The organism is Curtobacterium sp. BRD11, assembly GCF_031844345.1.
Lineage (GTDB): Bacteria > Actinomycetota > Actinomycetes > Actinomycetales > Microbacteriaceae > Curtobacterium.
Genome location: NZ_JAUZUZ010000001.1, coordinates 319,490 through 339,307 on the forward strand (window position 1 = coordinate 319,490; position 19,818 = coordinate 339,307).

The following is a 19,818-nucleotide window of genomic DNA, read 5'->3' on the forward strand; positions in this document are numbered from 1 at the left end:
GAGCGTGGCGGGCTCGCCCCGCGGGTCCCGTTCGCCGTCAGGCCTGCTGCCAGACCCGCACCCAGTCGACGAACATCTGCTGCGGGAACCGGGTGGTCGCGTCCGGGGACCCGGGCCAGGTGCCGCCCACGGCGACGTTGAGCAGCACGAAGAACGGCTTGTCGAAGACCCACGGCGACGACCCCACGTCGGCCCGGGTGACCGTGCGCTGCGCGACGCCGTCGACGAGCCACGTGACCGATCCGGGGCGCCAGTCGACCCCGAAGACGTGGTACGCGTCCGCCCAGGCCGCACCGTTCGGCAGCGTCGCAGCGGCCGACATCCCCTGCGCTCCGGAGTAGCCAGGTCCGTGCACGGTGCCGTGCACGGCGCCGGGCTCGTACCCGACGTTCTCCATCACGTCGATCTCGCCGCAGGCCGGCCATCCGACCTGCCCGATGTCCGCGCCGAGCATCCAGAACGCGGGCCAGATCCCCTGCCCGCGCGGGATCCGGATGCGTGCCTCGATCCGGCCGTACTGCGCGGTGAAGGTGCCCTCGGTCTTCAGCCGCGCGGAGGTGTACGTGCCGTCGGCCTCGCGTCGCGCGGTGATGACGAGGTTGCCCGCGCCGTCCAGCGCGCTGTTCCGTCGCGAGTCGGTGTAGGTCTGCAGCTCGGCGTTCCCCCACCCGCCGGCGCCCGTGTCGAACCGCCAGATCCCCGGGTTCGGGGCGCTGCCGGCGGCGCCGTCGAACTCGTCGGCGGCGAGGAGCACCCCTCCGGACGACGTCGTGGTGGCCGCCGCGGCGTGGTCGTCCGGCGTCAGTGCCGCTCCGACGGCGGCCGTCGTGGCTGCGGCGCTGCCCAGCCCGAGCGCCAGGAAGCGGCGTCGGTCGACGGTGTGGGCGGCGTCGGTCGGCGTGTGGTCGTGCAGCATCCGGGGGATCCCTGTCCTCGTGCCCGTCGGTGGACGGGACGCACGATCATCCCCCGTGATCGGTCCGGTGACCAGTCCACACTTCGAGGGACACGCGCGCCGGACCGCGGTCGCGACGAGGGGTCGGTCCGCTCAGGGGACGTAGCCGACGCACAGCACGGTGACGTCGTCGGGGTGCTCGTCGGCGTGCGCGAGCTCGGCGATGCCGTCGACGACCTGCTGCGGGTGGTCCCGCTCCGCCACCCACGCCTCGAAGCGGTCGAGCGAGTCGAGGTCGCCGCCGAACAGGTCGAGCACGCCGTCGCTCACGGCCACGATGACGTCGCCGGGCTCGAGGGAGGTGTCCTCGGCGGTCCAGCTCGTGCCGACACCGATCGGCAGGTGCGCCGACCGCAGCGGGCGGACGGTGCCGTCGGCGCTCCGAAGCACCGTCAGCCCGTGCCCGGCGTCCACCCACCGGGCGTGCCCGTCACGGTCGACCCGCACGTGGAAGCACGTCGTGAACTGTCCGCTGGTCAGGTCGGACGTCCCGGTCGCGAGCCCGGTCGCGGCGCGGCGGACGGCGACCGCGGGGTCGGACTCGTCGACGGTGCTGCGGATGAGCGAGCGCACGGCGGCGGCGATCATGCCGGCGCCGACGCCCTTGCCCATCACGTCGCCGAGGGTGAAGGCGGCGCCGTCGGGGGTGGGGAACCAGTCGTAGAAGTCGCCGCCGACCGTCCGCGCGGGGATGCACACGCCCACCGCGCGGAGCTCCCCGGGCAGCCCCGCGGCGGTCGTCGGCAGGAGCGACTGCTGCACGAGGGCCGCGCGGTCGATCTCGCCCTCGGCCACCCGACGCCGGCGCTGCACCGCGGCGAGCTGGAGGCCGGCCTGCCGCGCGAGCTCGTTCGTCACGGCAGCCGTCGCCCCGAACACGAACACGACGATGAACAGCCGCACGAGCTCGCTCGGCCGCGGTTCGGTCGGGGAGATCGCGTAGGACAGCAGCAGCGTGCCGGTCGTGCCGAGCACCGGCCACACCACGTGCCGTCGCCCGGGGTTCGCGGCGACCCACACCACGGGCAGCACCACGATCGCGGTGAAGACCGAGGCGGCGTCGCCGGTGCCGAAGCGCAGGAAGCCGACCGCGAAGAAGTCGATCGCGGGGACGAGCAGCTCGACCCGCATCGCCGCGGACGAGCGCACGGCCACGGCGGCGAAGACCAGGCCGAGGAGGGCGATCGCGACCCCGCTCCACATCAGCGGGGCGTCGGTGACCTCGAGCCACGGGGAGAAGGTGCTCCCCACGGCAGCCCCGACGATCAGCGCGGCGATGATGGTCTGCTTCGCCAGCGGAGCCCACGACGTCCGGAGGCCGCCGAGCACGATCGGACCGGTGTCGTCGCGCACGCTGATCGTCCACGTCGGCGTCGACGAGGGGCGGTCCGCGGTGCTCGTCACGCGGTCGAGTCAACCCGGACGGGGTGTTCCGGGCAACCCCACTCCGAGGGCCGGGCGTGTTGAGCCGCGCTCACGCGACGCGGCTCACACGACGATCGGTCGACGCGCCCGCGCTCGCGCGTCGGTCGACCGCCGGTCTCAGAGGCCGAGACGGAAGGCGAGGGGGACGAGCAGCCCGGCGACCCAGACGAGCACCATCACCAGCGCGCCCGCGGCGAGCCACCGCCGACGACGGCGGAGCCTCGGGCTGCGGTCCTCGCCCCACATCTGCGCGCGGACCAGCGTCCGGTTCGCCTGCTCGACGACGCGGCGGACCTCGGGGTCCTCGAGCGGGAGCGCCCCGGACCGGGCGTGCTCGGCGATCGCCGTCGCCTCCTCGACCGTCAGCTCGTCCTTCGGCATGCGCCCATCGTCGCACCCCCGGGCACGTCCGGGAAGCCGTGGGGCGACCGCACCCGGCCTGGGCGTCGTCGCAGCCGGTCGCGGGTAGCAACGAGGTCATGACCAAACGGTTCCGCGGGAAGATCGTCGTCGTCACCGGAGCATCGAGCGGCATCGGGAGGGCCGCGGCGCACGAGTTCGCCCGACAGGGGGCCACCCTCGTGCTCGCCGCTCGCAGCCACGACAGCCTCGAGGCCGCCGCGGCCGAGTGCCGGTCACTCGGCGCCGAGGCGGTCGCGATCCCGACCGACGTCGCCGACGAGCACGCCGTGCGCGACCTCGTCGCCACCACCACCGCACGGTTCGGCCGGATCGACGTCTTCGTCGGCAACGCGGCGCTCTTCGTCTACGGGCTCTTCGAGCAGACCCCGACGAAGGCGTTCAAGCGCGTCGTCGACACGAACCTGTACGGGCACCTCCACGCGATCTCCGCGCTGCTGCCGCACTGGAAGCAGCGCGGCACGGGGACGTACGTGCTCGTCGGGTCGATCCAGTCGCTGCTCTCCGCGCCGTACCAGTCGGCGTACGTGACGAGCAAGCACGCCGCACTCGGTCTGGTCGACGTCCTCGGCGACGAGTACGCGGGCACCGGGATCCGGTTCACCGCCCTGCTCCCCTCGACGATCGACACCCCGATCTACCAGAACGGGGCGAACTACACCGGCAAGACCTCGCACCCCCTGCCGCCCACGGTGTCGGTCGAGCGCGCCGGTCGGGCCGTCGTCCGCGCCGCGTTGCACCCGAAGCGCTACCGCTTCGTCGGGCGGATCCAGGCGTCGCTCGTGCCGCTGCAGTACGTGTTCCCGGGACTGTTCCACAAGATCACCAAGCCGATGGTGGAGACGTTCGCGCTCCGGGGCAAGGGCGTGCCGAGCGACGGCAACCTGTACGAGCCCGCCGACGCCCACAACGCCACCGACGGCGGCTGGGTGGCGAAGCGCCGCCGCGTGACGCGTCCGCTCGTCTGGGCGGGCATCGCCGCGGTGGTCGGCACGGTCCTGCTCGGCCGCCCACGTCGCTAGCGGGACCGGAGCCGGACGGGAGGCGCGTGGCGGTCCGGCCGCGCGCCTCCCGTCCGTCGGTCGCACACCGTAGGGTGACCGCGTGGAGTTCCCGGGGGAGGCGGCCGACGCGCGCGACGCGTCGACCTCTCCGGGGTCACCCCGGGGCACGCAGGACCAGCAGGACGACACGCCCCGAGCGGGACGGCGCGCTCCGCGCGCGACGCCGCACGGAGGCACCGACGGGTCCTCCGGGAACCCCACGCCCCTCGAGGTCGTGGCGACGGCGCTCGCCGACGCCTTCCTCACCGCCGACTCGTGGGCCGTCGACGACCTGACCGCCGCCGGCTACGCCGTGGTCGGCGTCGACCGCGCCTACGTGGGACGAGCCGTCGGGGCGGCGCTCGACACCTACCCGCGACCGCCCGTCGACGCACCCCGCCAGCTCGCCCGGGTGCTCGCCGCGGCGCCCCGGCTCGCCGCCCTGCACCGCTCCCGCGAGGCCCGGCGTCCGGTCCGCGTGCTCGCCCGTCCGGTCACCGCCGTCCGCGCACGCCCCGCAACCGAGAGCCCGCTGCTCGTCGACACGCTCCCGGAGCTCGCCCGGGCGCTCGACGTCACCGTCGGTCGGCTGCTCTGGCTCGCCGACACCCGGGCGTGGAACCGGCACGCCCCGGCGGGCAGTCCGCTCCACCACGTCCGGCACGAGTGGGTGGTCCGGCCCGGACGGGTACCGCGCCTGCTCGAGAAGCCGATGGACCTGCTCCGCCGGACGCAGCGCACCGTCCTGGACGGCCTGCTGGTCCGGCTCCCGGTGCACGACGCCGCCCACGGGTTCGTGGCGGGACGGAGCGTCGTCACCGGCGCCGCGGTGCACACCGGGCAGCACGTCGTGCTCAGCGCCGACCTGACCACGTTCTTCGCCAGCGTCACCGCCCCGACGGTCTACGGCGTGTTCCGGTCCGCCGGCTACGCGGAACCGCTCGCGCACGTCCTGACCGGGCTCTGCACCCACCGGGTCCCGCCCCACGTCCTCACCGCGATGCCCGCCGGCGGGAGTCCCGAGGAACGAGCCGCGCTGCGCGAGGCCCTCGCCGTCGCCCACCTGCCACAGGGCGCGCCCTCGTCGCCGGCCCTCGCCAACACGGCGCTGCGGCACCTCGACGCCCGCCTCGCCGGCTGGGCGGGAGCGACCGGTGCCCGGTACACCCGTTACGCCGACGACCTGACCTTCAGCGGCGACCACCGGTTGGCCGCCCGACCCGACGCCTTCCTGCGCGGCGTCGAGCGGATCGTGACCGAGCAGGGGTACCGGCTCAACCCCCGCAAGAGCCGGGTCCGGAGGCGGGGGAGCCGGCAGTCGGTCACGGGGGTCGTCGTCAACGAGCGGCCGTCGCCCGGTCGCCGTGAGGTCGACCGGCTGCACGCCGTCCTGCACAACTGCGTCGTCCACGGCCCGGCATCGCAGGACCGCGCCGGGCACCCCGACCTCCGCGCGCACCTGCTCGGCCGGATCGGCTGGGTCGAGCAGGTGCACCCCGGTCGCGCGCGGCGACTGCGCGAGGAGTTCGCCCGCATCCGGTGGTGACCCGTCCGCACGCTCCGCCGTCCGCCGTCCGCCGTCCGCCGTCCGCCGTCCGCCCTCGGCCGTCCGGAGGTGCACGGACGGCGACTCCGACACCGTGACACGCTGTCCGGGAAGCGCACACCGGCCGCCGGTCCTGAGACCATGCGATCGTGACTGGGCAGGCACGAGGGACGGAGCACCCCACGTTCCGACGCTTCCGCGTGGAGGCGGTCAGCGAGCACCGGGGTGACGAACTCGACGAGATCTACGGGACCGCCGGCGGGATCGACAGCGCGCTCGACACCTTCCGCTACCTCGGCGCGGGCGACGCCGAGGTCTCGGTCCGCCGGGCCGAGGTCCAGGGCACGCGGGCCGGCGTCATGCAGCCGCGCGACGAGCACATCGTCTTCTGGATCGGGGACGGCAGTGCGACCATCGAGGACCTCGACGGCGGCGACCCGCTCGCCGTGCAGCCGGGTGCACCGGTCCTGCTCACCGCCTCGCGTCGCTACGCCTTCACGGCGGACGTCCGCACGATCACGATGGTCCACCTGTCGGACCGCGTGCTCCGTCGCGCGCTCGTGCGCAGGGGACACCTGCCGACCGGGCCGGTGGTCCTCGCGCCTGAGTCCCCGGACGAGTCCGCGCGGCGGGCCCTGCGTGCCGTGATCCGTGCGCACGGTGGACCGGTCATGGACGCCGCGCTCGCCGACGCCGTCCGACAGACGATCAACGCGGAGATCGCCGACGCCGTCGTGGCGGCCTTCCCGGTCCTGCCGGCCGTCGCGCCGACCGGCCGTGGCTCCGCCGCGCGCGCAGCGGAGTGGATCCGCGCGCACGCCGACCAGCCGGTCACGCTCCGGGACATCGCGGACGCCGTCGGGATCAGCGAGCGGGGACTGCAGAACGCGATGCACCGTCGGTTCGGGGAGTCGCCGATGGCCAGGCTCCGGGCGGAGCGGCTCGACGGTGCCCGACGGGAGCTCGAGACGTCCGGCGGGGACCTCCTGGTGGCCGACGTCGCGCGCCGGTGGCAGTGGGCGCACCTCGGTCGGTTCGCCGCCGCGTACGCCGACCGCTTCGGCGAGCACCCGAGCGACACCCTGCACCGCAGCCGGCGGGACGACGGGTTCCGCTGAGGCCACGGCGGCGGCGCCGGCGTCCGCACGTCCTGCGACCACGGCTACCCTGGCGGCCATGACGACACGCCGCGTGACCGCTCCGGAGCCGCCGGAGGACGGGTCGAAGCCGAAGGGCCCCGCCTCGTACTTCCCGAGCATCGAGCGGACCTACGGGCGCCCCGTGCAGGACTGGCTCGACCTGGTCGCCGAGCAGCTGGACGGGCACCGGCACGCGGAGGTGGTGGCCTGGCTGAAGGACGAGCACGGGTTCGGCCACGGGCACGCGAACGCGGTCGTCGGGTACGTCCGGAACGCGCTCGACGGCTGACCCGGCCCGGGCGCCCGACGGCTCGGCAGTCGCGGTGTCGGAGGTGCTCCCTACGGTGACGGCGTGGTCGAACCGGTGGACGCGTGGTGGCGACGGCGACAGTGGTCGCGGGGCACCGCCGTACCGTACGCCGTCGGCGAGTTCCGCTCGGCGTGGGCGTCGTACCCGGTGCTCGTGCGGCAGTACCACCCGGAGTGGAACCACGGCGTGGTGCTCACGCAGGTGCCGCCCGCGGCCGAGGTGCTGCTGACGTGGGAGTGCGACGTCGGTCACGTCTTCGTCGCAACGCCTGCCGAGCAGCGGTCGCGACCCGGGCGGGAGCGCCGACGGTCCGTCTGGTGCCCCGAGTGCCACCTGCAGGCGGCACCGCAGCGGTGGCCGGTGCTCCCCGAGGACTGGCCGGCAGCGATCCCGCCGCCGCAGCGGGCGGAGCGGGTCAGCGGCCGCCGGACGCTCCCGTCGGCTCCGGGGCGAGGCCCGGTCCCCGGCGTGGGCCGGGTGCCGACCGGTGCGGTGGCGTCGTCCCGATCGGGGGCTCGTGCTGCGGGACGGTCGGGCGCACGCTCGACACGGGCGAGCGGTGCACGGTCGTCGCAGCCGGTCCCGCGGTCGATCTGCCCGAAGACCCCGAGGGTCCCGTCGGGTGACTCCTTCACGAGCGTGTGCGCCCCCGCGCCGGCGTCGGCGGTCGAGGCCGACCTGCGGCAGGCGCTGCGCGACCGGTTCGCCTTCACGTTCGACCACACGGCCATCCGGCTCGACCGCCCGTTCTTCGACCACGTCGAGGCCTGGCCGGACATCGTGCTCCCGGAGCTGCGCGTCGCGATCGAGTACGACAGCACGGGCCGACACGGGCTCGAGCACGTCGGACCCCGGCAGGAGACCGACCGGCGGAAGGACCGTGCCGTCCGCGCCGTCGGGTGGGAGGTCGTACGGATCCGCACCGGCCGCCTGCCGGCGCTCGGTCCGTACGACCTCGAGGTGTCCGGCATCTCCGGGCGCACGATCGAGCGGCTCGTCGACACCCTGCGGGACCTCCGCGGAGCGCTCTTCGTCGACGCCTACGCGCGCTGACGGCCGGATCGGCGCAGGGTCTGACGCGGGTACTCGCCGTGGCGCTGCTGGTAGGTCGCGGAGAAGCGGCCCGCGTGGGCGAACCCCCACTCGCGCGCGACCTCGGCGATGTTCGTCGTCGCCGGGTCGCCGGCGAGCAGCGCCTCGCGCACGCGGTCGAGCCGGACCTGTCGGATGTACGCGTTCGGCGAGAGCTCGAAGGTCCGCTGGAACGCCGTCTGGAGGGCGCGGAGACTGAGTGACGCGACCCGCGCCAGGTCGGTGCTCGTGATCGGCAGGTGCGCGTGCTCGTGGACGTACTCGACGGCTCGTCGGACGTGCGCGTTGCGGGGGAGCAGCAGCTCGTCCGGCAGCGAGGCGCTGACGATCGGGTACAGCTCCAGCAGTGCCAGCGCCCCGAGCCGACCCATCTCGGCCTGCAGCAGCGGGGAGGCACGGCGGTCGAGGACGGTGTGCGAGATGAGCTGGACGCTGCTCCGCCAGACGCGCATCCCCCGCTCGTCCGGTCGGACGGTGTGGTCGAGCACGAGCTGCCCGGGCGCGGTCCCGCGTTCACCGGCGACCTCCTCGAGGGCGCTCCGGTTGACCTGGACGATGCGCTGGTCGTAGTCGTCGTACGAGAACGCGGCGCCCTGCTGCGGCCAGAGCTGCGGTCGACCGGGCTCCATCACGATCCGGGCGTCTCCCGACCCGATCGCAGCGGTGCCGCGGGTCGTCCACTGCACCACGAAGTCGTCGGACGGCGTCATGACGCCCTCGAGGTGGCCGTCGAAGCGGATCGACCGCAGCGACATCGCGGCGTCCCCCACCGCCGAGTAGCGGAACGCGAACGGCTGTCCGGTCGCGTCGGCGCTCCACTCGTTCCCCGCGTAGGCGGTCGCGAGGAAGTCGCGGGCTTCGTCGAGGTCGGAGCTCTGGGTCTCGACGTCGATGCGTGGCGGCGTGATCGGGTTCATGGGTCCCGTGCATTCTGTCCGCCGGACGCGGCGCTGTCCGGACACCGGTGTCCCCGGTCCGGGGGTGGACGACGTGGTCCGCACAGCAGGGATGTCCGGAGATCGTCGGACGAGGACTGCCGGACGTCCGTCTTTCGTCGTCGTCGCCCGGTCGGCGTCCGCCCGGCGCCGCGGTCTCCTAGCGTCCTCGGTGGACGGGTGCCGGATCGGCCGGCCCCCCGGAGACCCGAGGACGACGACCGTGACCATCATCGCCACCGACCTGGACACCGGACCCACCACCGCCCGCGCCGCCGGGATCGGTCGCACGACCCCGCGGTTCGCCGAGGTGGTGGAGGCCCGCCGACAGCGTGGCCTCCAGATCGCCGCGGTGTCGACCGGTCTGCTCTCGGTGACCGTCGCCGCGTCCGCAGCGATCCTGCTGGGACTGTCCGCATGAGCATCCCGCGCAACGAACTCGGCATCCGCGGGTCGCGGCTCTCCCGCGGGACCCGCGCGCTGCCCGGGGCGGACCACTCGGTCGCCGACACCGTGCTGCCGGTCCGACGGTCGGCCGCCGCCGACGCACCGACGCAGCCGATCGACATGCGAGCCCTGCTCGCCGAGGCCCTCGACGCCGCTCGCGTGTCGGGCCAGTAGGCTCGCGCCACCCGCGGTCCCGACCCTGCAGAAGGCACATGACCCTCCTCACCCTGACCCCCACCGTCCGTGAGTCCCCGACACAACGCCGGGCGTCGACCGCGGCGGACACCCTGTTCACACGGCACGGCGTCACCCCGGTGACGCTCGACGACGTCGCGGACGAGGCCGGACTCACGCGCGACGAGCTCACTGCCGCGTACCCGTCGAAGCGGGAGCTCGTCATCGCCGTGCTCCAGCGCTGGCACGGCGCGTGGCGACGGGCACTCGACGGCATCGCTCGGGACGCCGACGATCCGCGGGACGAGGTCCTCGGGGTGTTCGGGTACCTGGAGCAGTGCTTCGCCGACGAGGGCTGGCGCGGCTGCGCGTTCATCAACGGGCACGCGGAACTCGGGCGCACCGACCCGGCGATCGCCGAGCTCGCGCGAGCGCACTTCGCCGACGTCGAGGCACACCTGACGCAGCTCTGCGCGCGTGCCGGCGTGCCGTCGCACGTGGCGCAGGCACTCTCGTTGCTCGTCGAGGGTGCCCGGGTGGAGTCCGCCGTGCAGCGGTCGGCGCAGCCCGCACGGGTGGCTCGCCTGGGTGCCGCGATGCTCCTCTCGGTCTACGAACCGCGCACGTCCTCCTGACACCGCCCGTCGGGGTACGTCGCAGGGGTACAGGAGCCTGGGTCCCGCGCGATCCGGACGGTAGGAACGAAGGATGACAGCGACCGCCTTCTGCCTGCACGCGCTGGGCTCGAGCTCGGAGGAGTTCGCCCTCCTCCGCTCCGAGCTCGCCGGCACCCTCGACCTCGTCGGCATCGACCTGCCGGGCTTCGGGCGGAGCCCCGCCTCCGGTGGCACGACCGTCGAGGAGATGACCGTGCTCGTCGAGCGGGCGATCGGGGCGAGCGGCGCCACCGAGTGGGCGATCGTGGGTCACTCGATGGGTGGCAAGGTCGCGACGGTCGTCGCCGACCGCACGGTCTCGGGCGCGAACGGCCTGTTCGGACTCCGCGCCGTCGTCCTCCTCGCCGCCTCGCCCCTCGCTCCCGAGCCGATGGACGAGGACCGCCGCGACGCGATGCTCTCGTGGGCCGCGGACGGGCCGATCGAGCCGGACCACGCGGCGGAGTTCGTCGACGCGAACACCGCCGACGTGCTGCCCCCGGACCGGCACGAGCAGGCCGTGCAGGACGTGCGCCGCACCGACCCGCGCGCCTGGCGCGACTGGCTGCTCCGCGGTAGTCGGGAGGACTGGTCGACGACGGCCGAGCCGAACCCCGTCCCGGCGCTCGTGCTCGCCGGCGCCGAGGACGGCGACCTGGCGGCCGGAGCGCAGCGTCGCCTCACGATGCCGCACTGGCCCGCCGCCGAGCTGCACGAGGTACCTGGCGCCGCGCACCTGCTGCCGTGGGAGCGCCCGCAGGAGGTCGCCGCGCTCGTGCGCAGCTTCTGGGAGCGGCGTGTCGCCCACGGACCGGTCGTCCCCGCCGACCAGGCCCGGGTGATCGCCTCGCCGCGGGTGAGTGCTCGGACCCGGGGCGTGCTCGCGGTGCGTGCGCTGCCCGACGACCCCGCCGCGACGCCGGAGGCCCTGTCCCCGCAGCAGCTCGACGTGCTCCGGGCGGTGGCTCGGATCGTCGTCCCGCAGGCAGGGCCGGGAGAGGTGGACGTCGCGCTCCGTGTCGACCGTCAGCTCGCCGCCGGGCAGGGCGACGGATGGCGCCCCGAGGGGATGCCGGAGGACGCCGACGCCTACCGTGGTGCGCTGGACGTGCTCGCGACGGTCGGTTCCGGCGACCTGCCCGCGGTGCTCGAGGACGTCGCCGCCGGCCGGTACCGGTCGGACGGCCCGCTCGGGGCGGAACAGCTGCGCGTCTGGTTCGAGGACGCCAGCGTGGACCTCGTGAAGCAGTGGCTCGCCCACCCCGCCACGATGTCCGAGATCGACTACGACGGCTTCGCCAACGGTGGCGACGGCGTCCGGAAGCAGGGCTTCCAGCTGCTCGGAGCCGGGCAGCGGGAAGCGTGGGAACCCGAGGGAGCAGGACGATGAGACTCGACGCACAGCGCCACCACCAGGACGACGAGGTCGTCGACGTCGTCGTCGTCGGGACGGGTGCCGGCGGCGCCCCGCTGACCGCTCGCCTCGCCCGCGAGGGCCTGAGCGTCGTCGCGTTCGAGGCCGGTCGGAACACCGAGCCCGGCGACCACACGCCCGACGAGGTCGAGGCACCGGTGGACATCAACTGGATGGACGAACGCATCAGCGGTGGTGCCGCTCCGACCGCCTTCGGTCCGAACAACAGCGGGACCGGCGTCGGCGGCTCCACCCTGCACTGGGGCGCCTTCACCCCGCGCCCGAGCACGCACGACCTCCGTCTGCGCACCGAGAGCGGGCAGGGCGAGGACTGGCCGATCGACCACGCCGAGCTCACCGCGTACATCGAGCGCGTCGAGCACGAGGTCGGCGTCGCCGGCCCCGCGCACTACCCGTGGGACCCGGACCGCCGGTACCGGATGGGTCCGCCCGCGCGGAACGCCTCGTCGGACATGATGATGCGCGGCACCGCGGCGCTCGGCATCACCGCGACGGACGCACCGGTCGCCCTGACCACCGAGGACCGGGTGCAGGAGCACCACGGGCTGCGTCAGGCGTGCGTGTCCTGCGGGTCGTGCCACCAGGGCTGCCGCAACGGGGCGAAGGTGTCGATGGACACGACCTACCTGCCCGCCGCCGTCGCCTTCGGCGCGGAGATCCGTCCGGATTCGTTCGTGCACGGCATCGAGCTCGACGCCGACGGCAGGGTGTGCGCCGTGCTCTACACGCGCGACGGCCGTGAGCGCCGCCAGCGGTGCCGGTCCCTCGTGCTGGCCGCGGGTGGGGTGGAGACGCCGCGTCTGCTCCTGCACACCGGGCTGGCCAACAGCAGCGGCCAGGTCGGTCGGAACTTCACGGCGCACGGGGCGACCCAGGTGTGGGCGACCTTCGACGAGTCGATGCGGTCGTACCGCGGCTACCCGTCGTCGATCATCACCGAGGACTTCGTCCGGCCCGCGGACGCCGACTTCGCCGGTGGGTACCTGATCCAGAGCCTCGGCGTCCAGCCGCTGACCTTCGCGACCACCCTGGTCCGTGGCGGGGGGCTGCGCGGTGCCGAGCTCGTCAAGGCCATGCGCGACTACCCGCGGACGGCCGGCGTCGGCATCAACGCCGAGTGCCTGCCGTACGACGACAACCGGCTCGTGCTCTCCGACGACCTCGACGAGCACGGCGTGCCGCGGGCCCGCGTGACGTTCTCGCCGGGTTCGAACGAGGACGCGATCCGCGCCCACGCCGTCCGCACGATGACCGCCATCGTCGAGGCTGCCGGCGGGACCGACGTCCGGGTGCTCGAGCGCACCGCCCACACGATCGGCACGGCGCGCATGGGTTCCGACGCCGGGTCGTCCGTCGTCGACCCGGCGGGTCGGTCGTGGGACGTGCCGAACCTGTGGGTGTGTGACAACTCGGTGTTCCCGAGTGCCGTCATCGCGAACCCCGCGCTCACGATCATGGCGCTGTCCCTGCGCACCGCCGACCGGTTCCTGCGGGACGACCCGGCAGCAGACCGGCAGCGCGCGACGGCCGCAGCGGCCTGACCCGAGGTGCTGCGCGGCACCGCCGCGCAGCACCTCCACGACCCGCGTCGCGCACGGCACACGTCCGCGCAGGGAACGGGAGCCGGTCCCTGCCGTGCAGGGACCGGCAGCCGGCCTCAGCCGCGCAGCGCCAGTGCCTCGCTCGTCCACCGGGCGTGCAGCGCCCACGGGTCGTCCACGCCCGCGGCGACGCGCGCGACGTGCTCGAGCAGTGCCGGCGTGGTCCGGAACCACTCCGTCCTCGGGAACCGGTCGTCGGCGAAGGCCGTGTGCCGTCGTCGCTCGACGGACCGGTCGCCGCGTTCGAACGCCAGGAGCTCCTGGTGCGGCACCGCTGCGAGCCGTCGCCGCGGGTTCGCGGTCGTGCCGATCTTCACCCGGTCGCCGAAGTCGTCGCGCTGCCGCAGGTAGTAGACGACGTCGACGCGCGGCGGTGGCAGCTCACCGTCGGGCACGTCGCCCCACCGCCACTCGCACGTCCCGCACAGCACGGCGCTCGGCCAACGCACGCCCACGCGCGACCCGCAGACCGGGCACGGGCCCGGCAGCGCGTCCTCCGTGCCGACGTGCTCCGCCGCGACCTCGGCGACCAGGGTCACGTGTCCGCCGCAGAGCGGCAGGACGGCGGCGAAGCCGTCCGCGGACGGCGCGTCGCAACCGGGGACGCAGCAGGCGAGGACGGCAGGAGGGGTGACCACCCGCGGACGCTAGCGTGCGCCACCGACGCGCACCGGGCCTCCCGGCCGACGCACGGAGCGGGGTCGCTCAGTCCGCGAAGATCACGCCGACCGGCTCGCGCTTCTCCTCCTGGAACCGGTCCTCGGCCCGTCCGAGCGCCCAGTACGCGGACAGGGACATCTCCGCCTTCTCGAGGCCCCACTCGTCCTGCAGCACGCGGCGGAGCGCCTTCACCGCGGTCCGCTCGCCGTGCGCGAAGACCTGCACCGGTCGGGAGGCACGGGGCAGCCCCCGAGCGGCGGCCACCAGCAGCGTGCCCGGCTCGGCGCCGGTGGCGTCGCGGTGCAGCCACCGCAGGTCGACCCCGTCCGGGTGCTCGAGCGGCTGCTCGTCGGCTGCGCCGCCGACCTCGACGAGCGCGACGCCGCGGGCGTCGTCGGGCATCGCGGCGAGGGCCGCGCCGATCGAGGGCAGTGCGCTGTCGTCGCCGAGGAGCACGTGGGTGACGGTCGGGTCCGTCGACGGCGCGTACCCGCCGCCGGGCCCGGACAGGGCGAGCAGGTCGCCGGGCTGTGCGGCGGCGGCCCACGGGCCGGCGAGGCCCCGGTCGCCGGGCCCGTCCTCGGGCCGGTGGTCGTCTCGCCCGTGGTCGTCGTGCCCGTGGTCGTCGTGCAGCACGAAGTCGATCGCGATGGTCTCTGCGGTGTGGTCGACGGACCGGACCGTGTAGGTGCGGCGCGCCGGCCGCTGGTGCTTCGGCAGGGTCTCGCGCAGCGCCTCGAGGTCGTACGGCGGGGTCAGGCCGCTCGACGGCGGCGCGAGCAGGAGCTTGACGTACTTGTCCGTGGCGGCGAGGCGGTCCGGGTCGGCCCCGTCGACGAAGTCCCGGAAGGCCGGACCACCGAGGTGGACGCGCACCATGTGCGGGGACAGGTGCTCCGTGCGGTCGATGACGAAGACGTGCTGGGTGCGCTTGGGACTCATCCTGGGATTCCTCTTCCGGTGCTCGACCTTGCCAGCTACTGAGGTTAGCCTCACCTCATGAGTCCGACCGTGACGCCGTTCTCCGAGCTCCTGCGCCGGCGCTCCCGCACCGCCGCGGACCCGGCCGTGTGGACCGGCGGTGCTCACGACCTGCTCGCGGGGGAGTGCGACGTCGCCGACTACGCCGACCTGCTCGGCCAGTACGCCGTCGTGTACGACGCCCTCGAGCGTGCCGCCGAGCGGATGGCGGACCACCCGGTCGCCGCACCGTTCGTCACGACGCAGCTCACCCGGATGCCCGCGATCCGCGCCGACCTCGAGTACCTCGTCGGTCCGGACTGGTCCGAGCTCTGCTGTCCGACCGCGGCGACCACCGCGTACGTCCGTCGCCTGTGCGCCGTCGCGGCGACCTCGCCCGGGGCGTTCGTCGCGCACCACTACACGCGGTACCTCGGGGACCTGACGGGCGGCCCCACCCTGGCCCGGATGCTCGAGGACCGGTTCGGGTTCGACACGAACGGCGTGCTCTTCACGATCTTCGACCAGGTGGCCGACCCCGCCGCCTTCGAGGACACCTACCGGGCCCAGCTCGACGCGGCCCCGTGGTCGGACGCCGAGCGCGAGGCCGTGCTCGCCGAGGTGGAGCTGGCCGCGGGCCTCGACCGGGCGCTCGTGGCCTCGGTGCGTCGCCCGACGGCGGGCGACGGCCGGACCGTGCCGCTGCTCCCCGCCTGACCGTGCCGCTGCTCCCCGCCTGACCGTGCCGGTGCTCCCCGCCTGACCGTGCCGGTGCTCCCCGCCTGAGCGGGATCCGGTGACGACGGGGCAGATCGACCGCCGCCGCGACCGCCGCCGCGACCGCCGCTGCGCCCGCCGCCGCGTCCGTCGGCGCGCTGGCGGGCCGTGCCCTGGGCGGTCCGCGGTCCGTCCGGACGGTCGTCGTCACGTGCCCGCGTCCGCCGGTACAGTGCTGGGGACCCGGGACGCGGTCCCGGCGCAACGTGAGAGGAACCCATGACGGCGATCGACGGATCGACGCGCCACGGGCGCGCACGGGACGACGTCAGCGGCGCGGTCGACAGCGACCTGCGCGCGGACGTCCGGTACCTCGGCAACCTGCTCGGGCGGGTGCTGCGGGAGACCGGGGGTGACGAGCTGCTGCACGACGTCGAGAGCCTGCGCGCCGCCGTCATCGACGCTTACGAGGGCTCCGACGCCGAGGGCGCCGCCCGTGCCGAGGCGATCGTGGCCGGCATGTCCGCCGAGCGGGCCGAGGCCGTCGCCCAGGCGTTCACGACGTACTTCCACCTGACGAACCTGGCCGAGGAGCACCACCGCGTGCGCGTCCTCCGTGCCCGGGGCGACGACGGCGGCCTGCCCGGCGACTCGTTCCCCGCGACGTACGCCTCGCTCGTCGAGCAGGTCGGCGCCGACGAGGCCGCCGCGCGCCTGGCCGACCTGCGGTTCCACCCGGTGCTCACCGCCCACCCGACCGAGGCCCGCCGTCGCGCGGTCACCACGGCCGTCCGGCGCATCACCGACCTCATCGACGAGCGCGACCGCTCCCGCAACGCCACCGCCCGCGCCGAGAACGAGCGGCGGCTGCTCGAGGAGATCACCACGCTCCTGCGCACCTCACCGCTGCGCACGACCCGGCCGACCCCGCTCGACGAGGTCCGCACGGCGATGAGCGTGTTCGACCAGACCCTGTTCGAGATCGTGCCGCAGGTCTACCGCCTGCTCGACGACCGGCTGCTCGGCGACGACGCCGGTCGGGTCCCGGTGACCGCACCGGCCTTCGTGCGCTTCGGCACCTGGATCGGCGGCGACCGCGACGGCAACCCGCACGTCACCGCCGGCGTCACCAAGCAGGCCGCCGACATCGCCGCCGAGCACATCCTGCTCGGCCTCTCCCGCGCAGCCACCCGCATCGGCTCGGCACTGACGCTCGACGCCGCCGAGACCCCCGCGGACGCCGGACTGCAGGCCCTCGTCGCAGCGCAGGAGCAGCTCGACCCGGGCATCGCCGAGCGGATCGGCGTCCGTGCCCCGAACGAGACGCACCGTCGCGCACTGCTCTTCGTCGCCGCCCGCATCCGCGCGACGCGCCGCGGCCAGGAGGGCCTGGCGTACGGCGACCCCGAGGAACTGCTCGCCGACCTCCGGGTGATCCAGGCGTCGCTCGTCGCCGCCGGTGCCGTCCGGACCGCGAACGGCGACCTGCAGAACCTCGTCTGGCAGGTCGAGACCTTCGGGTTCCACCTCGCCGAGCTCGAGGTCCGTCAGCACTCGCAGGTGCACCGGAACGCCCTGGCGGAGATCCGGGCCGGCGGCGAGCTGAGCGAGACCACGGAGGAGGTCCTCGCGGTGTTCCGCACCGTCGCGGACCTGCAGCAGCGCTACGGCGTCCGTGCCGCGCACCGCTACATCGTCTCCTTCACGCAGTCGGCCGCCGACCTGGCGAACGTGCACGAGCTCGCCCGTGCCGCCTGCGGTGACGCGGCCCCGGTGCTCGACGTCATCCCGTTGTTCGAGACGTTCGCCGACCTGCACGCGAGCGTCGACATCCTCGACGAGGCCGTGCGCACCGAGCCCTTCCAGCGGCGGCTCGCGGCGACCGGGCGTCGGCTCGAGGTCATGCTCGGCTACTCCGACTCGTCGAAGGACGTCGGCCCGGTCTCGGCGAACCTGGCGCTCTACGACGCACAGGCACGGATCGCCGACTGGGCGCGCGAGCAGGACGTCCAGCTGACGCTGTTCCACGGCCGCGGCGGATCGCTCGGCCGCGGTGGTGGCCCGGCGAACGAGGCGGTCCTCGCACAGCCGCCGGGGTCGATCGACGGGCGGCTCAAGCTCACCGAGCAGGGCGAGGTCATCTTCGCCCAGTACGGCGACCAGGACATCGCGGCACGGCACCTCGAGCAGATGGCCTCGGCGACGCTGTTCGCGTCGTCGCCGTCGAACGAGGAGCGCACGGCCGTCGCGGCGACCCGCTTCGCCGACCTCGCGCAGCAGCTCGACGACGTCTCGCGCCGCGCGTTCTACGACCTGGTCAAGGCGGACGGCTTCGCGCCGTGGTTCGCCCGCGTCACCCCGATGGAGGAGATCGGACTCCTGCCGCTCGGCTCCCGCCCGGCCCGACGCGGCCTGAGCGTGGAGTCGCTCGAGGACCTCCGAGCGATCCCGTGGGTGTTCTCGTGGACGCAGGCACGCATCAACCTCGCCGGGTGGTACGGCCTCGGCTCCGCGCTCGAGGCCGTCGGCGACGTCGATGCCCTGCGCGCCGCGTACGCGGAGTGGCCGCTGTTCGGCGCGATGATCAAGAACGTCGAGATGTCGCTCGCGAAGACCGACGAGCAGATCGCCCGCCGCTACCTCGAGCTCGCCGACCGCGACGACCTGGCCGCCAAGGTGCTCGACGAGATGCTCCGCACCCGCGACTGGGTGCTGCGGGTGTCCGGCGGGAGCGACGTGCTCGAGGACCGTCCGGTGCTCGCGCGTGCCGTGCGGCTGCGCAGCCCGTACGTCGACGCGCTGTCGCACCTGCAGCTGCGCGCCCTGCGGGCGATCCGGACCTCCGGCAGCACCGACCCGACGGACGGCGACCACCGCCTGCTCCTGCTCACCGTCAACGGGGTCGCGGCCGGTCTGCAGAACACGGGCTGATCCGCCAACGACCACGTCACGGACGGGAGGCGCGGTGCCGGCGGGCACCGCGCCTCCCGTCCGTCACGGGTCAGCGTGGTGCCCGACGGCCGTCGCGGATCGGTCCGCGCGGGCGTAGCGTGGCGTCGGTGACGACGGAGCGCGCGGGGACCGGACCGACGACCGCGACGACCCGGCTGCCGCCGATCGTTCCACTGGCACTGATCGTCGGCGTCTCGCCCTTCGCCACCGACATGTACATCCCGGCGCTCCCGACGATCGCCCGCGACCTCGACACCACACCCGGGGTCGTGCAGCTGTCGCTCACGGCGTTCCTCGTCGCGTTCGCGGTCGGCCAGCTCCTCGCCGGGCCCGTGAGCGACGGCACCGGACGGCGACCGCTGCTCCTCGTCGGGACCGTCGGCTTCGCGCTGGCGTCCGTCGGCTGTGCGCTCGCACCGGACGCGGGCACCCTGGTGGCCGCCCGCGTGCTGCAGGGACTCGCCGGTGCGGCCGGAGCCGTCGCCGGTCGTGCGATGGTCTCCGACACGACCTCGGGGCCACGGGCGGCGACGGTGTTCGGCACCCTGGCCGCGATCAACGCCGTCGGGCCGGTCGTCGCACCGCTGGCCGGCGGCGCCGTGCTCACCGTCGGGTCCTGGCGCCTGATGTTCGTCGTCCTCGCCGTGCTCGGGGCGGCGTTCGCCGTCACGGTCGTCCTGCGCTTCGGTGAGACCCTCCCGCCGGCCGCCCGGGGCGGGACCGGCTTCCGGGCGAACGGGCGTCGCATCCGGGACCTGCTCGCGATCGGGCGCTTCCGGGCCTACGTCCTGACCGGGGTGCTCTCGACGATCGGCTTCTTCGCCTACATCGCGACGAGCTCGTTCGTGTTCCAGCAGCAGTACGGCTTCTCGGAGCAGCGTTACACGCTCGTGTTCGCGACGAACGCCTCGGTGATGGTCGTCACGACGCTCGTGTTCCGCCGCGTCGTCGGCCGGTTCTCCGAGGACTCCCTGCTGACCGCGGGGCTCGCCACGGGGACCCTCGGCAGCGCGGTCGTCCTGGTCGCTGCCCTCGCCGGAGCGGGACCCGTGCCGGTCTGGTGCGGGCTCGCGGTGGTCACCGGGGCCTGGGGGTTCGTGCTGCCCGCGGCCATGACCCGGACGCAGCACGTCGGCGCTGCCCACCCGGGGACCGCGGCCGCACTGCAGGGCGGTCTCACCTTCGGACTCGGCGGGCTCGGGACGCCGCTCGCGGGTGCGCTCGGCGGGACCGCGACCGCGATGGGCGCCGTGATGGTGACGCTCATGGCGGCCGCCGTCGTCGTCCAGGTCCTCGCGACGCGGCGAGGCCGTACCGCCTGACGGCTCAGACCCGGTAGGTTGCAGGGTGC

General features: G+C 74.4%; 19 protein-coding genes. 13 read left to right on the plus strand and 6 right to left on the minus strand.

Annotated features, from left to right (window positions below; all coding sequences use genetic code 11):
* Window positions 1–37: 37 nt before the first annotated feature.
* From Q9R28_RS01425 to Q9R28_RS01435, 3 genes are all read right to left on the minus strand, one after another.
* Window positions 38–916 (minus strand): family 16 glycosylhydrolase, encoded by an 879-nt coding sequence (locus tag Q9R28_RS01425; protein WP_066653978.1) that lies wholly within the window; start codon window positions 914–916, stop codon window positions 38–40.
* Window positions 917–1,048: 132 nt separating this feature from the next.
* On the minus strand, window positions 1,049–2,359 hold the full coding sequence (locus tag Q9R28_RS01430; protein ID WP_066653979.1) for a PP2C family protein-serine/threonine phosphatase: 1,311 nt from the start codon (window positions 2,357–2,359) through the stop codon (window positions 1,049–1,051).
* Between the two features lie 138 nt (window positions 2,360–2,497).
* Window positions 2,498–2,761 (minus strand): hypothetical protein, encoded by a 264-nt coding sequence (locus Q9R28_RS01435; RefSeq protein WP_066653980.1) that lies wholly within the window; start codon window positions 2,759–2,761, stop codon window positions 2,498–2,500.
* 98 nt (window positions 2,762–2,859) lie between these two features.
* Between Q9R28_RS01435 and Q9R28_RS01440 the strand changes: the two genes are divergently transcribed.
* The 5 genes from Q9R28_RS01440 to Q9R28_RS01460 all read left to right on the plus strand — a co-directional run bounded on the left by Q9R28_RS01440 (window position 2,860) and on the right by Q9R28_RS01460 (window position 7,891).
* Complete coding sequence (locus tag Q9R28_RS01440) at window positions 2,860–3,822, plus strand: SDR family oxidoreductase (RefSeq protein WP_066658122.1); 963 nt, start codon at window positions 2,860–2,862, stop codon at window positions 3,820–3,822.
* Between the two features lie 82 nt (window positions 3,823–3,904).
* Complete coding sequence (locus Q9R28_RS01445) at window positions 3,905–5,389, plus strand: reverse transcriptase family protein (RefSeq protein WP_066653981.1); 1,485 nt, start codon at window positions 3,905–3,907, stop codon at window positions 5,387–5,389.
* Between the two features lie 149 nt (window positions 5,390–5,538).
* Window positions 5,539–6,507, plus strand: coding sequence for a helix-turn-helix transcriptional regulator (locus tag Q9R28_RS01450; RefSeq protein WP_144411287.1), 969 nt, complete (start codon window positions 5,539–5,541; stop codon window positions 6,505–6,507).
* A gap of 58 nt (window positions 6,508–6,565) precedes the next feature.
* Window positions 6,566–6,817 carry a DUF4287 domain-containing protein gene (locus tag Q9R28_RS01455; RefSeq protein ID WP_066653985.1) on the plus strand — a complete coding sequence of 84 codons (252 nt, stop codon included), beginning with the start codon at window positions 6,566–6,568 and terminating at the stop codon, window positions 6,815–6,817.
* Between the two features lie 63 nt (window positions 6,818–6,880).
* Window positions 6,881–7,891 (plus strand): hypothetical protein, encoded by a 1,011-nt coding sequence (locus Q9R28_RS01460; protein ID WP_209682911.1) that lies wholly within the window; start codon window positions 6,881–6,883, stop codon window positions 7,889–7,891.
* On the opposite strand, the gene Q9R28_RS01465 is transcribed toward Q9R28_RS01460, so the two are convergent.
* Window positions 7,879–8,847, minus strand: coding sequence for an AraC family transcriptional regulator (locus Q9R28_RS01465; protein ID WP_209682909.1), 969 nt, complete (start codon window positions 8,845–8,847; stop codon window positions 7,879–7,881). The genes Q9R28_RS01460 and Q9R28_RS01465 overlap by 13 nt on opposite strands.
* 241 nt (window positions 8,848–9,088) lie before the next feature.
* Between Q9R28_RS01465 and Q9R28_RS01470 the strand changes: the two genes are divergently transcribed.
* From Q9R28_RS01470 to Q9R28_RS01490, 5 genes are all read left to right on the plus strand, one after another.
* Window positions 9,089–9,286, plus strand: a complete 198-nt coding sequence (locus Q9R28_RS01470) for a hypothetical protein (protein ID WP_066653991.1) — start codon at window positions 9,089–9,091, stop codon at window positions 9,284–9,286.
* Window positions 9,283–9,486 (plus strand): hypothetical protein, encoded by a 204-nt coding sequence (locus tag Q9R28_RS01475; RefSeq protein WP_066653993.1) that lies wholly within the window; start codon window positions 9,283–9,285, stop codon window positions 9,484–9,486. Before Q9R28_RS01470 ends, Q9R28_RS01475 begins: the two co-directional genes overlap by 4 nt.
* 38 nt (window positions 9,487–9,524) lie before the next feature.
* Window positions 9,525–10,121: a TetR/AcrR family transcriptional regulator gene (locus Q9R28_RS01480; RefSeq protein ID WP_209682906.1), complete on the plus strand. Its 597-nt coding sequence runs from the start codon at window positions 9,525–9,527 to the stop codon at window positions 10,119–10,121.
* A 73-nt stretch (window positions 10,122–10,194) separates the two neighbouring features.
* Window positions 10,195–11,532, plus strand: a complete 1,338-nt coding sequence (locus tag Q9R28_RS01485) for an alpha/beta hydrolase (RefSeq protein ID WP_311205330.1) — start codon at window positions 10,195–10,197, stop codon at window positions 11,530–11,532.
* Window positions 11,529–13,118: a GMC family oxidoreductase gene (locus Q9R28_RS01490; protein ID WP_311205331.1), complete on the plus strand. Its 1,590-nt coding sequence runs from the start codon at window positions 11,529–11,531 to the stop codon at window positions 13,116–13,118. Before Q9R28_RS01485 ends, Q9R28_RS01490 begins: the two co-directional genes overlap by 4 nt.
* Before the next feature lie 116 nt (window positions 13,119–13,234).
* On the opposite strand, the gene Q9R28_RS01495 is transcribed toward Q9R28_RS01490, so the two are convergent.
* Both Q9R28_RS01495 and Q9R28_RS01500 read right to left on the minus strand, forming a co-directional pair.
* Entirely contained in the window at window positions 13,235–13,816 is a 582-nt protein-coding gene (locus Q9R28_RS01495; protein WP_066654002.1) for a GIY-YIG nuclease family protein, read from the minus strand.
* A 67-nt stretch (window positions 13,817–13,883) separates the two neighbouring features.
* On the minus strand, window positions 13,884–14,780 hold the full coding sequence (locus Q9R28_RS01500) for a siderophore-interacting protein (RefSeq protein WP_311205332.1): 897 nt from the start codon (window positions 14,778–14,780) through the stop codon (window positions 13,884–13,886).
* A gap of 57 nt (window positions 14,781–14,837) precedes the next feature.
* Between Q9R28_RS01500 and Q9R28_RS01505 the strand changes: the two genes are divergently transcribed.
* From Q9R28_RS01505 to Q9R28_RS01515, 3 genes are all read left to right on the plus strand, one after another.
* Window positions 14,838–15,515 carry a heme oxygenase (biliverdin-producing) gene (locus Q9R28_RS01505; protein ID WP_066654006.1) on the plus strand — a complete coding sequence of 226 codons (678 nt, stop codon included), beginning with the start codon at window positions 14,838–14,840 and terminating at the stop codon, window positions 15,513–15,515.
* Between the two features lie 279 nt (window positions 15,516–15,794).
* Window positions 15,795–18,446 carry a phosphoenolpyruvate carboxylase gene (locus tag Q9R28_RS01510; protein WP_251154981.1) on the plus strand — a complete coding sequence of 884 codons (2,652 nt, stop codon included), beginning with the start codon at window positions 15,795–15,797 and terminating at the stop codon, window positions 18,444–18,446.
* Window positions 18,447–18,574: 128 nt separating this feature from the next.
* A complete protein-coding gene (locus tag Q9R28_RS01515) occupies window positions 18,575–19,789 on the plus strand; it encodes a multidrug effflux MFS transporter (RefSeq protein ID WP_311205333.1) in 1,215 nt (404 codons plus the stop codon).
* Window positions 19,790–19,818: the final 29 nt, after the last annotated feature.